Origin of the sequence: Amycolatopsis alba DSM 44262 (assembly GCF_000384215.1) — a bacterium.
Classification (GTDB): Bacteria; Actinomycetota; Actinomycetes; order Mycobacteriales; family Pseudonocardiaceae; genus Amycolatopsis; species Amycolatopsis alba.
In genome coordinates, this window is record NZ_KB913032.1 from 1817007 (window position 1) to 1829820 (window position 12814).

The 12814-nt window shown below is 70.1% G+C and carries 11 protein-coding genes and 1 pseudogene; 4 read left to right on the forward strand and 8 right to left on the reverse strand.

Annotated elements, in window-relative coordinates; translation table 11 throughout:
* The first annotated feature begins 24 nt into the window (after positions 1–24).
* Complete coding sequence (locus AMYAL_RS45755) at positions 25–1335, forward strand: amidase family protein (RefSeq protein WP_020630846.1); 1311 nt, start codon at positions 25–27, stop codon at positions 1333–1335.
* On the opposite strand, the gene AMYAL_RS0108330 is transcribed toward AMYAL_RS45755, so the two are convergent.
* Complete coding sequence (locus tag AMYAL_RS0108330; RefSeq protein ID WP_020630847.1) at positions 1298–2167, reverse strand: LysR family transcriptional regulator; 870 nt, start codon at positions 2165–2167, stop codon at positions 1298–1300. The genes AMYAL_RS45755 and AMYAL_RS0108330 overlap by 38 nt on opposite strands.
* Before the next feature lie 94 nt (positions 2168–2261).
* Here AMYAL_RS0108330 and AMYAL_RS0108335 point away from each other — a divergent pair, with 94 nt between their 5' ends.
* The gene (locus AMYAL_RS0108335; protein ID WP_020630848.1) at positions 2262–2801 is read left to right on the forward strand and encodes a cysteine dioxygenase family protein; all 540 of its coding nucleotides are present in this window, start codon (positions 2262–2264) and stop codon (positions 2799–2801) included.
* A 281-nt stretch (positions 2802–3082) separates the two neighbouring features.
* Here AMYAL_RS0108335 and AMYAL_RS0108340 read toward each other — a convergent pair whose 3' ends face one another.
* The gene (locus tag AMYAL_RS0108340) at positions 3083–3976 is read right to left on the reverse strand and encodes a hypothetical protein (RefSeq protein WP_020630849.1); all 894 of its coding nucleotides are present in this window, start codon (positions 3974–3976) and stop codon (positions 3083–3085) included.
* The gene (locus AMYAL_RS0108345; RefSeq protein ID WP_020630850.1) at positions 3973–4323 is read right to left on the reverse strand and encodes a hypothetical protein; all 351 of its coding nucleotides are present in this window, start codon (positions 4321–4323) and stop codon (positions 3973–3975) included. Before AMYAL_RS0108345 ends, AMYAL_RS0108340 begins: the two co-directional genes overlap by 4 nt.
* A gap of 41 nt (positions 4324–4364) precedes the next feature.
* On the opposite strand from AMYAL_RS0108345, the gene AMYAL_RS0108350 reads away from it, so the two are divergent.
* Together AMYAL_RS0108350 and AMYAL_RS45760 are read left to right on the forward strand one after the other, a co-directional pair.
* Positions 4365–7604 carry a CHAT domain-containing protein gene (locus tag AMYAL_RS0108350; protein WP_143267677.1) on the forward strand — a complete coding sequence of 1080 codons (3240 nt, stop codon included), beginning with the start codon at positions 4365–4367 and terminating at the stop codon, positions 7602–7604.
* Positions 7605–7784: 180 nt separating this feature from the next.
* Positions 7785–8813 (forward strand): annotated as a pseudogene (locus tag AMYAL_RS45760) (NsdA family TPR-like regulatory protein); the annotation flags it as partial.
* 3 nt (positions 8814–8816) lie between these two features.
* On the opposite strand, the gene AMYAL_RS45765 reads toward AMYAL_RS45760, so the two are convergent.
* From AMYAL_RS45765 to AMYAL_RS0108385, 5 genes are all read right to left on the reverse strand, one after another.
* Entirely contained in the window at positions 8817–9230 is a 414-nt protein-coding gene (locus AMYAL_RS45765; protein WP_039793879.1) for a hypothetical protein, read from the reverse strand.
* A complete protein-coding gene (locus AMYAL_RS0108370) occupies positions 9227–9742 on the reverse strand; it encodes a hypothetical protein (RefSeq protein WP_020630854.1) in 516 nt (171 codons plus the stop codon). The genes AMYAL_RS45765 and AMYAL_RS0108370 overlap by 4 nt, the downstream gene beginning before the upstream one ends.
* 84 nt (positions 9743–9826) lie before the next feature.
* Positions 9827–10630, reverse strand: a complete 804-nt coding sequence (locus AMYAL_RS0108375; RefSeq protein WP_039793880.1) for an alpha/beta fold hydrolase — start codon at positions 10628–10630, stop codon at positions 9827–9829.
* Between the two features lie 228 nt (positions 10631–10858).
* Positions 10859–11518 carry a response regulator transcription factor gene (locus AMYAL_RS0108380; RefSeq protein ID WP_020630856.1) on the reverse strand — a complete coding sequence of 220 codons (660 nt, stop codon included), beginning with the start codon at positions 11516–11518 and terminating at the stop codon, positions 10859–10861.
* Positions 11515–12750, reverse strand: a complete 1236-nt coding sequence (locus AMYAL_RS0108385; protein WP_026466860.1) for a sensor histidine kinase — start codon at positions 12748–12750, stop codon at positions 11515–11517. Before AMYAL_RS0108385 ends, AMYAL_RS0108380 begins: the two co-directional genes overlap by 4 nt.
* Positions 12751–12814: the final 64 nt, after the last annotated feature.

Consider the following 12814-nt stretch of genomic DNA (forward strand, 5'->3'; position numbering starts at 1 on the left):
GCGGCCGTGAGAGGACCTTGGAGCGTGGCGCGAAGCCGCTCGCTGGCTGAAGAAGTTCAGGATCTGCACGCCATCGGCTACCTCGCGCCGGAAGGCTCCTCGCCGCCGCGGGAAGGCCCGCTGGCAGGGGTTCCGGTGGTCGTCAAGGACAACATCCACGTCGCGGGCATGCCGAGCACCGCGGGCACCCCGGCGCTGGCGGACCACGTTCCGCGCGAGCACGCGAGTGTGGTCCGGCGGCTGATCGACGCGGGCGCCGTCGTCATCGGCAAGGCGACCATGCACGAACTCGCGTTCGGCATCACCTGCGACACGACACCGGCCGGGCCGGTGCGCAACGCCTGCGACCCGTTCCGCTTCGCCGGGGGCAGCAGCGGCGGGACCGCGGTCGCCGTCGCGGCGCACATCGTCCCGGCGGGCCTCGGCACCGATACCGGAGGATCGCTGCGCGTCCCCGCCGCGCTCAACGGGGTTTGCGGCTTCCGGCCCACCACGGGCCGCTACCCGTCCGACGGCATCACCCCGTTGAGCAGCACACGGGACACCGCCGGGCCGATCGCCCGCACGGTCGACGATCTCGCGCTCCTCGACTCCGTCCTCGCGGCCGAGAAACCGGAAACCCTGCCGAGGATCGCGCCGTCGGCGATCCGGCTGGGCTTGCCGAGCGGCTTCTTGACCGGCGACCTGGACGACGAAGTCGGAGAACTGTGGGCCGTCGCGCTGACCCGGCTGCGCGCGGAGGGCGTCACCCTGGTGCCCGTCGACGACACCACGCTCGCCGGACTCAGCGCCGATCAGGGAATGCCGCTGGTGATCCACGAAGCGGGCATCGGGCTTCGTGCCTACCTCGAGGAATACGTGCCCGGCGTCTCGTTCGAGCAGCTCGTCCGCGAGGTCGCCGCGCCCGACGTCCTGGCGATCTTCACCGGCTCGGTCCTACCGGGTGTCGATCCGGCCGTCTACGAGGCGGCCCTCGCCACCCGTTCGGCCCTGCGCGACACCTACGCGAGGCTCTTCCGTGAGGGCGGCATCGACGCACTCGCCTTTCCCACCACACCGGCGACGGCGCGGGACTTCACGGACGTCGAGAGTTTCGTGCACAACGGGCGTGTGGTCGCGACGTTCCCGACCTTCATCCGCAACTGCCAGCCCGGCAGCATCGCGGGTGTCCCCGGCCTGACGGTCCCGATGGGCCGGGGAGGGAAGGGCCTGCCCGCCGGGCTCGCGCTCGACGGCGTGGTCGGCGAAGACCGGAAACTGCTGGCCATCGGGGATTCCGTCGAGCGGGTCTTGCGGATCAACCCGTTCGGATACTGGCCTGAAGCGCGTGGATGAGCGCCGCGGCGGCGGGCGGGTCCGGCGGATCGCCGTACGTGACGGCGTAGATCTGGCGAGGATCCCCGGCCAGTTCGGTGGCGTGGATACCCGGCAGCCGGTGGGCGCGCAACGCCAGCCGGGGCAGCGTGGTCACCCCCATCCGCGCGGCGACCAGCGCCTGCATGACGACGATGTCGTCGCTGACCAGGGAAATCCGCGGCGAGAACCCGGCGCGCGCGCAGATCGTGACGAGCTCGTCCTGGCAACGGCCGCAGCCGCCGATCCAGGTGGAGTCACGGTGGTCGGCGATGGTCTGCCCCGGTTCGCTGGAGAGCAGGTAGATCGGGTCTTCGAGGAGATGGACCAGCCGTAGTCCCTGTTCCTCGCGAGGTGTGTCGGCGTACCGGAAGATCAGGGCGACGTCGATCCGCCCTTCCCGCAGCATGCGCAGCGCCTCGCCGGGGTGTTCGTCGATCAGCCCCAGCTCGATCCCCGGATGGGCGCGGGCCAGCGCGGCGGCCGCGCCGGGAACGATGGTGCTCAGGATCGACTGGAACCCGGCCAGCCGGACCCGCCCGGCCCGCAGCCCCACCTGCGCGGCCAGTTCGACCTCGGCGCCTTCGACCCGGCCGACGATCTCGGCCGCGCGGGCGGCGAGCAGTTTCCCTTCCGGGGTGAGCCGGATACCGCGGCCGATCCGCTGGATCAATTTCGCGCCGGTGGCGGCTTCCAACCGCGAAAGATGGTGGCTCACCGCCGGTTGGGTGTAATGCAGTTCCTTCGCCGCCGCGGTCATCGAACCGTGCCTGGCGACAGCCGCCAGCACCGAGAGCTGGACCAGATTCAGCATACATAAAGACTACCTATGAAAACGTGAGAACGTCGGCATTGGACGCCGGTCGAACAGCCGACCACGATGGGAAGTGACCGGAAGGAGAAAAGCGATGAGCGTCGCTTCCACGAATGTCAGACCCGGCCTCGCGGAGCTGATAGAACGGCTCCGGAAGTGCACCGGGAGAGCGAACGAACCCCTTGTCACCGCACAGGCCGTCGCCTCCGTTCTCACCGAGCTCCGGCCGACAACGGAGCTGCTCGGCGAGAAGGAACTGGAGGGGTCCGCGAGCGGGTACACCCGCACCACGCTGCACGCCGAAGCGAACTTCTCGATCACCGCGCTGGTCTGGCGGCCCGGTCAGCGCACCGAGATCCACGACCATCTGGTGTGGTGCACATTCCTTGTCCTCCAAGGAACCGAGACGGAGACCATCTTCGACATCGAAGGCGACCGGCTGGTCCGGACGGCCCAGCGGCGACGGCCCGCCGGCTCGGTCAGCGGCGTCGCGCCCCCCGACGACATCCACCAGGTGCACAACGCGGGCGACACCGTCGCCGTCACCCTGCACGTGTACGGCGCCGACCTCAGCAAGGGCACCAGCGTGCGCCGCAATTACCAGGTACGGTCCGCGCCGACCTATAACTCGTGAGCATTACCCCATTGCGACCAAGGCATTCGTCCGGCAATTCTTTTCACGTCGTGACAATTCGTCTCGTCAATTCCGCTAGCGCCGGGCGGCGGTCGCCGACGGAAGCCCACTGAACCGCGATCGGTACGCACCGGCGAATCCGCCGGGATGGGTCATGCCCCAGTGGCAGGCGATTTCCCCGACTCGGTCATCGGTCGACAGCGATCGCCGCCCTCGAACAGGAGCGGCGGCATCGCGAGTCGTATCCGCTCATCGAAGCCTGCCACCAACGTCAGCGCAGCTCAGCGGCCCTTGCGGAAGATCGCGGTCACCTGGGCGCCCTCGTCGACCTCCACCGGCCCGGCCGCGCGCCGGGTCTCGACACCGACCGCGTCCGCCAGCGCGCAGCCGTACAGGTCGAGCGCGGACTCGGCCAGTGCGGTCAGGTCGGTGATCGCGGACCGGCCGCGTACCCAGCCCGTCGTGCCGATCACCAGCGCCACCACGATGGCGGGCCACCAAAACGCTCCGAGCAGCAGCGTCGGCCAGGCCCAGCTGGAGACCGTGACCGCCGCCGCGAACGCCCCGTTCGCGGCGGTGATCTCGGCCCGCGCGGTCTCCGGCATGGTGAGCCAGAAACGGGGCCACGCGAAGGGAAGATCCAGGCCGTAGCGTTCGGCCGCGATCGCTTCCACCGCGTGGATCCGGTCGCCCATCCAGGTCGGCCTGCCCGGACGCGCCATCGCGACCGCGTTCATCCGTGCGGTGGCCCGGTCGATCTTGTCCTGCTGCGCGGCGCTCCGGGTCGCCGCCGGTTCCGCGGCCTCCAGGTCCAGCCGCCGTCGCAGGCGCCGTTCCCATTTCCGGACCCGCCGGGCCGTCAGGATCGCTCCCGGCCACTGGCCGAGCCACAGTGCGCGGGTGACCCCAGCCATGGCTTGCACCACCAGGCCGACACCGGCCGACGCGAGCAGGGCCACCACGAACACGACCGCCTGCACGGTGCCCGCCCGGCCGGCGATGGACGTCGCCGCCGTCGTGAACACGTTCGACGCCGCCGAGAGGTCCAGCGCGTGAGCGTGCCCCAGCCGGACCCCGGCGAAGGCGCCGACGACGAACAACGCGCCGGGGACCAGCAGGAGGCCGACCCAGCGTTGCGCGAGGGTTTTCGCCAGTTCCTTGAAGAAGTCGCTCATCGAAGGCGCTTCATCGCGGAGTCCGTCAGCTGACAGCGGGGAACCGGCCCGGCGGGGACCGGCCGTTCCTCGCGTGAACAATGGCCGTGCGGGCAGCCGAACAGTTCCTCGTGTGCCCGGCCGGTGCCCGCGCCGGGCAGTCCGCCGTGCAGCGAACGGTTCCCGGTGGCCGGGTCGATGCCGAAGTACCGGTCGAGCAGTCCGGAGATCGGCCTGCCCTCGACCGCGGCCCGTTCTATCCGGGCCAGCTGCCCGTGTTTGGTCTCGTCGAGCCGCGCGACCTCGGCGCGAAAATCCGGGAGACCGAGACAGAACCGTGCCACCACTTGCCGTTCCGTGTCGTCCATCCGGTTCTCCCCCGCTCTCTGTCCTGTTACCGTATCGACTGGTGGCACATTATGAGGCGCTGAATCGATTGTCCGCCCGGCTGGCCGAATTCACGGGATCGGGCAAGCCGGAAATGGTGTTCACGAAGGCGATCACGGCCGACGCGGAAGCCTTGGCACCGATGGCTTTGTCCGGCACGGATGACCAAGCGGCCTCGGCGTGCCAGGTGCTCGGGTGGTTGTATTTCTTCCGCTGCTCCGTGCTGGACACGGACGCCAAGTACGCGGAGCTGGCCAAGGCGCTCACCTTTCTCACCCGTGTGGCGGATCAACCGGCCGCACTGCCCGAGCCCGTGCGAGCGCTCATCGGCCCGCTGGCCGACACGAACACCCAGGCCGAGATCGGGCGCGACCTGCTGCTCACCGGTTCGCGCTCCCCCGATCCGCATCTGCTCGACTCCGGGATCATGCTGCTGTCGGCGGCGGTCGCCGGGGATCCCCGCGCCGGCAGCCGGATCGCGCTGCTCATCGTGGGCTACCAATGGCGTTACCGGCGCACCCGCCGCGTCGACGATCTGGAGCGGGCCATCGAAACGGGCGAGCACGCGATCCGCGTTCTCGCCACGGATCACCCGGAAATCGCGGGAATCCTGTCGAATCTCGGCGTGGCCTATCGCTCCCGGTTCGGGCGGACCGACGCGTTACCGGATCTGAACCGCTCGATCGAACTGACCACGACGGCGGCGAACTCGTGTCCCGACGGCGATCCCCAGCGCTTGGCCTGTCTGGCGAATCTCGCCGACACCTGTTGCGAGCGGTCGATCAGGACCGGCGACCTCGGCGACCTGGCCGCCGCGATCGGCTACGCCGAGCAGGCTTTGGCCAGTACACCCGCCGGAGACCCGGAGCACGCGAGCTGCCTGGCGAGGGTCGGCGCGATCCATTTCCGCCGGTACGAACGGTTGGGCGACGTCGCCGACCTGCGGCACGCGATCGAGTTCGAGGAGCGGGCACTCGCGGCGGAACCGGACCTGTTCAAGCCGCTGACCGACCTGTGCGTGCTGTATCGCGAGCGGTACCAGCGGCTCGGCGAGGTCGCCGATCTGCGCCGGGCCGTGGAGTCGGGTGAGCGGGCGCTGGCGTCGCTGCCCGGCGACGACGCGCGCCGGTCCATTCCGGCGTCCATGCTCAACCTTGCCTGTCGCCACCTTTACGAGGCGACGCAGGACCTGGACCAGCTACGGCGCGCGGTCGGCTACGGCAGGCTGGCGGTGTCGGCGAGTCCGGCCGGTTCACCGGATCGGGCGAGCGCGCTCGGCAATCTCAGCCCGGCGCTGCAACGGCTCTACGAGCACACCGGCCTGCTTTCGGATCTCCAGCAGGCCATCGACGTGGACGAGGAAGCACTCGCGCTGCTGCCCGACGGTCATCCGACCCGCATCACGTCCCTGTCCAATCTCTGCGTCGCTTACCGGAGCCGGGCGGAGCACACCGAGGCGTCCGCGGACCGGGCGCGCGCCATCGAACTGGGTGAGCGGGCGCTGGCCGCCATCCCCGCCGACGATCCGACCCGGATCGTCACCGTCCGGACGGTGTCCGCCGCGTACCGGGAACAGTTCAAGCACCACGGCGACATCACCCAGCTGAACCGGGCGATCGAACTCGCCCAGCTCGCGCTGGACACGCTGCCCGCCGATCATCCGACGCGCCATCGCTGTCTGTCCGATCTCAACACCGTCCACCAGCTCCGGCACCGGCATTCCGCCGACGCGGCGGACATCCGGCGCGGTATCGAGTTCCAGGAGCAGGCGCTGGCATGCCTGCCGTCCGGCCATCCGGACCTGGCCTTGGTGGCCGCGAACCTGGGCCAGGCGCACCACCAGTTCGCCACCACCACCGGCCGCCCCGTGGACGAGGACCGCCTCGGCCCCCTCATCGACGTGATCGTCGCATCGGCCGCCACGGCGTCGACGACGCAGCAAGTGCGCTCGTATCACGTGGCGGGCAGGGTGGCGACGGTGCTCGGCGACCACCTCCGTGCCGCGGCACTGCTGGACTCGGCCGCCGCGCTGTTGCCGTCGCTCCCGCCGTCCGGCGCGAACTGGCGCGACCGCGAATACCGGATAGGCCAGTACACGGGGCTGGTGCGGGAAAGCATCGCCGCGCACTGCGCCGTCGACGATCCGGCGGGCGCCGTCGAGGCGGCTGAACGCGGCCGGGGCATCCTGCTGGCCGCCGAACTCGGTGTCAGCGCCGGTCCCGTCGCGGCGCCGGCGTTCCCCGAACTGCGGACGGCGGCGGCCGACGGGGCGGTGGTGCTGGTCAACACCGATCTCCGCCAGGGTGAGGCGATCATCGTCACGGCCACCGGCGACCCGATCCACGTCCGCCTGCCCGGCCTCGGCGGCGACGAACTCCACCAGCGGGTCCAGCACCTCATCGACGTCAACCAGCGAACCGGGTTCGCCGCCGTCCTGCACCAGCGGCGGGTCGTCCCGGACATCGTCGGCTGGCTGTGGGACGTCGCCGTCGCCCCGATCCTGGCCGCCCTGCCCGACACGGACCGGGTGTGGTGGATGCCGACCGACCTGCTCGGCCTGTTCCCGTGGCACGCGGCCGGGCATCCCGGCGAACCGGGCGCGCTGGACGCCGTGGTCTCCTCCTACACGGCGACCCTGCGCACGTTGTCCCACGCCCGGTCCCGCCCGCCGTCGACCGAACGCAGGCAACTGACCGTCGCCGTCCGAGACGCCCAGGGCGCGGCTCCGCTGCCTGCCACCGTCAGCGAAGCGGAGCACCTCCACGGCGCCCATCCCGGCTTGCCGCTGCTGATCGACGAGAACGCCACGGCCGACGCCGTGCTCACCGCCCTGCGCGGATCCACCTGGGCCCATTTCGCCTGCCACGCCGACGCCGATCTGCTCGTTCCCTCACGCAGCGGAATCCGGCTGTACGACGGGATCCTGACGCTTTCGGAGATCAGCCGTCTGCGGCTGGCCGACGCCGAGCTGGCGTACCTGTCCGCCTGCTCGACCGCGAACCCCGGCATCACCCAGGCCGACGAGTCACTGCACCTGGCGTCGGCGTTCCAGCTGGCCGGTTTCCGCCACGTCATCGCCACCCTGTGGCCGATCGCCGACGACGTCGCGGCCACCACCGCCCGCGAGATCTACCGGCATCTGGACGGAACACCGTCCGCGGATTCCGCCGCCCACGCTGTCCGGCGGGCCACCCTCCAGCTGCGTGCCGAACATCCCGACCGCCCGGATCTGTGGGCGTCGCTCATCCACAACGGCCCCTGACTACCGCCGTGGACGGCCGAGCGCGTGTTCGTACGCGTAAATCGTGGCCTGCACCCGATCCCTGAGGCCGAGCTTGGCCGGCATCCGGGACAGGTGCGTTGACGGTCGCCTCGGACAGGAACAGCCGCGCCGCGACCCGCTACCGCGACTGGATCAGGCAGATCTCGGGCGCCTGAAGCTCGGGATTGGTGTTTTTTCACCGGTCTGATGGGACTTTCGGCCCTCGAAGCAGGGACTCGGCGTGCGGGATGGTGGAGCGACCGCTCGAATCCCGAGGTGAGCGCCATGTTTGTCGAACCCGATGACGTGCGGAAGATCGAGGCGCGGACAAGGAATTTCCGCGCGCTGGACTACCGCTACGGCGGCGGCCGCTGCTTGGCCGCCGTAGCTGCCTATCAGACACGAGCCTCGCGCTTGCTCGTCCGGGGCTGCAGCGATTCGGTGCGGCGTCGCTTGTGCCTCGCGGTGGCGGATCTGGCGAATCTGGCGGGGTGGACCGCGTTCGACGCAGGCCGCGCCGACCTCGCGCACGCCGCGTTCGACGAAGCGCTGCGGCTGGCGGACGCGGGCGAAGACGCCGTGCTGGTCTCGAACATCTGCTATCGCAAGGGGCGGGTTTTCCTGCACCACGGCCGATCCCGGCAGGCACTAGGCGCTTTCCGGCGCGGCGAGCACGCGGCCGTGTCCGGCGGCTCGTCGCTGATGCTGAGCGTGCTGCGCGCGAACACGGCCTGGGCGTACGCGCAGCTCGGGGACAGCCGGGCCGCGCTCCGGTGGCTGGGCCGGGCGCGCGCGGCGTTCGACGAAGCCGACCTGACCGACGTTCCGCCGTATGCGGCGTTCTTCGGCGAGACCGATCTCGCGGCGATGGCCGGGACGGTCCACAACGAACTCGCCACCACCTCGGATCCCGGCCACGCCGGCGCGGCCATCAGCGAACTGACCGGCGTCGTCGATTCCTATCCGTGCGGGATGGCGCGCAGCAAGGCGTTCTGCCTGACGATGCTGGCCACGAGCCACCTCGTCGACGGAGACGCCGATCGTTCGGCGGAGGTGGCCGACGCGGTGCTCACCGATGCGGGAAGCTTGAAGTCCTCCCGCCTCACGGACCGGCTGCGCCCGTTGTGGACGCAGGCGCATGTGCGCCGGGCCAACGCCGACGCACGGGACCTCGCCGACCGGATCGCGGATCCCCGGACCGCGGCGTAGTGCTCACCCTGGCGTGATGCCGTAGCGCTCGCGCACTTCCTTGACCGTGGGCACCGCCCTGAACCCCAGATCACCCGCGCTGACGATGATCGACCGGTCGCGAGTCTTGCACTCCTGCGGAGTCGACCAACGACCTTCGATATCCGGCGACGCGGCGAAAGCCCTGACGACCGCTTCCATCACCACGATCGCCGCAGCCTTGTCCGCCGCCTCGACCACCACGTCACCGCGCTGCCAGCCGCCGCCGAACTGCTCACTGCAGTCCCACGTCGCGGAGGCCACCCCGTCGACCGACATCGCCGCCGCAGCGAACGCTTTCTTACATTTGGCGGCGACGCCTGTCGAACACCCTGAAACAGGCAGCGAAACGCCCGTTATCAAGGCGAGCAGCCACCATGCTCGCTTGCCTCGCGTCACCGGGTGACATCCGCCGCACGAAGCCGGCCGGTGGCGCCGATGTCCACACTGACCCTGGCCAGTGAGCCGCCCGGCGCCCCGCCGCCCCAGGTGTGCATGGCGGCGAGGAGCGCGGGCATCAGCACCGTCCTGATCAGCATCGCCCAAGGCGCCTTCTTGCCGATCCGGCCACCCCCCGAGATCCGGACGAGCCTGGTACCGGCGAGAACCGCGCCGAGCGCGCGACCGTTCCCGTAGCAAACGCCATACAGCATCGGCACCGCGAACAGGATCGCCAACATGGCGAGGGCGATCAGCCCACCGTCGAGGTTCGCCGTGCGATCCACTCCCGCCAGGACAAGGACACCGGTCACCACACCGAGTACGAACACGGCGAAATCGACCAGCCAGGCCACGAACTGCCGCCCGGCTCCGGCCTCCACATAGGACGTACCGTCGCGGAAGACCGTCACCCGCTTGGCGGCTCGCGGTCCGAGCACCCGCACCGCCCGGTCCTTGGGACTCTCCCCCATCGAATACCTTTCCCGCCGAAGGCTTTCCCCGAAAGTATCCGACGCGCCCACGGGCACTGTGGTCCGTTCGACCCAGTGGCACCGTTACGGGCCGAACCCCTCGATGATGTTCCCGATGGCCTCGGTGGTCGCCTCCCCGGCGTCCCAGCTGACGACGTGTCCGGCGCCGGGGATGACGTGTTCGGTCACCCCTTCGGCCCGCGCCCAGCGTGGCATCGCGGTCGCGATGTTGCCTGTGCGGTCCTCTTCACCCCGGATGAGGCCGAGCGGTACAGCCGAGCGGTACCCCGGCTCCGGGCCGACGAACGAAACGGTGGCACGCCAGACGTCGAGAAAGACACGTTTGGGCATCCGCGCGAACGTCGCCTCACACTCGGCGATCCCTTCCGGGGTCACCGCCGAGGCGCGGGCCATGAGGCCAGGGAGCCGCGCGGCGGGGATGAGCGCCAGAGACGGTGCCGCGAGTTTCAGCAGAAGCCGTTCTGCCGCGGTCAGCGGCCCCGCATTCCAAGTGGAGTCCACGACGATCAGGCCCGACGCACGTCCAGGGAAACGGCGGACGAGCGCCTGGGCGAGATTCCCGCCGAGCGAGTGTCCGATCAGGATCGGACGGTCGAGCCCGAGGTGGCCGAGGAGGGAGATCAGGGCGTCGAGTGCGAGGGCCGCGCTGAACCGAGTGCCCGGCGAGAGACTCGATTCCCCGTGCCCTGGCTGATCCCAGGTGACCACCCGATGGCCCGCTTCGTGCAGGGCACGCGCCTGCTCGTCGAACATCCGGTGATCCATCCCGGCGCCATGGGTGAAGACGACGGGTCGCCGCTCCCCCGCGAGGTCGCCGTACCGCAGCTCGTAGCCGTCCTTTCGGAGCACCCCAGCTATATTCACCATATTCTGAACATACTGTACGCAGACTCGGCGATCATCGGTCTCGCCGTTGCGCGGGCACCGAGTGCGGCCTGGGCGTTGAGACGTTCCGCGGTTCGAGACGCTCCGGCAGGACCTCGGGAAACTCTATCCAGCAGTGTCCGGCCAGCTCCGGTGCGGTTGTCACCGGAGTCGGGTGGTTTCAGGCTGCCGAGGCGTAGTCCTTCTCTGCTGTTCCAGCGTTGAATGTCCTCACGCCGGGTGGATGAGGCGACTCTCATAAGCGAAGATCACGGCCTGGATCCGGTCGCGGAGCTCGAGTTTCTGCAGGATCCGCCCCAGGTGCGACTTCACGGTCGCCTCCGCGAGGTACAGGGTGGCCGCGATCTCCGAGTTGGACAGGCCGGCGCCCACCTTGAGGAGCACCTCGTGCTCACGGGCGCTGAGCCTGCTCAACCGCTCGTCGCGTTCGGTAGTGCCGTCAGGGATGTGCGGGTGGAACTTCTCCAGCAGACGGCGGGTGATCCGCGGGGAGACCACCGCGTCGCCCATGGCCACATGGCGGATCGCGGTGAGCAGTTCCTCGGGCCTGGTGTTCTTCAGCAGGAACCCCGAGGCCCCGGCCTTGAGCCCGGCGAAGGCGTACTCGTCCAGATCGAAGGTGGTGAGGATCAGCACCCGTGTCCGCGGGCAGCTCCGGACGACCTGCCGGGTCGCCTCGATCCCGTCGGTCCCTGGCATCCGGACGTCCATGAGGACGACGTCGGGGCGCAGTTCCCCGGCGAGGCGGATGGCCTGAGCGCCGTCTTCGGCTTCTCCCACCGATGCCATGTCGGGCTGGGCTTCCAGAACCGTGCTGAAGGCCAAGCGGAGCAGCGCTTCGTCGTCGGCGATCAGAATGCGGATCGTCATGCGGACGCCACCCCGCTGCCGGCGAGGAACAGCCGGGTGTGAACACTCCAGCCGCCGCCAGGGAGCGGCCCGGCCCGCAACGTCCCCCCGTAGGCGGCCGAGCGCTCTCGCATACCGGCGACGCCGTGGCCGGACCGGGCGAAGTCCGGGGACGGCGGTCGGGGGCCGCTGTCGGTGACGTCCACGGTGACGGCCTCGTGGGAGCACTCGATCCGGACCTTCGCGTGAGTGCCGGCGGGGGTGTGCTTGAGGCTGTTGGTCAAGGCTTCCTGGACCAGCCGGTAGACGGTCAGTTGCGCGGTCGCGGGTACGTGGGTGTGGCCACCGTGGACTTCGACACGGGTCGGCAGCCCGGCGGCGCTCATCTGGTCGCCGAGGGTCGTCAGCTGGGCGATCCCCGGCAGCGGGTGGCGCAGCGCGTCCGGTTCGCCGGCGCGCAGGACGCCCAGGGAACGCCGCATGTCGGTCAAGGCCTGCCTGCCCGTCTCGGAGACCTGGAGCATCGCGGTGGTGGCCTTGCCGGGCGACCGATGCTGCGCGTAGACGGCGGCGTCGGTGAGCGCGACCATGACGGACAGGTTGTGGGTGACGATGTCGTGCATCTCCCGTGTGATCCGGGTCCTCTCTTCGGCGACGGCCACCCGCGCCTGCTGGTCCTGCTCCCGCTCCAAGCGCACGGCCCGTTCCTCGACGGCCGCGAGGTAGGCGCGGTTGGCCCGCACGTGCACACCGAAGACGCCGACGGCGACGATCATCGCGGTGACCGCGACGAACGGGGTGAGGAACGCGCCGTCGGTGGCCCAGCGCAGGCAGGCCAGCACGCCCCCTGCCTCCAGGACGGCCCCGGCGACCAGGGTGCCGCGCAGCTCCGAGTGCACGGCCACCGTGTAGAAGGCCACCAGCAAGGCGATGTCCGCCGATAGCTGGACGTCCAGCAGCCACTGCACCGAAGCCGCGGCCGCCACGGCGGCGAACACCGTCCGCGGGGCCCGGTGCCGCCACACCAAGGGCAGCATGAGGACGACGGTGAAGATCACGGCTGCCGGCAGTTCTCGCGGCGGCCGGGTGGTCACGACGTTGAGCAGGAGAAGCGCCGGCAGCAGCGAACCCCGCACCACCGGCGGCAACTGGGAAGCCCAGCGCCCGGCGGCTCTCCCCAACCGCACCGGCCAGACGGCTGTACTCGCAGAGCGCGCCCGGTGATCGCCGGGTTCCGCAGCCACCTCGGTCATCACGCGTTCCTGTCGATCCAGCCCCGTACAGGGCGCGTACCCAGTCCCGCCATGCTAAGCCGTG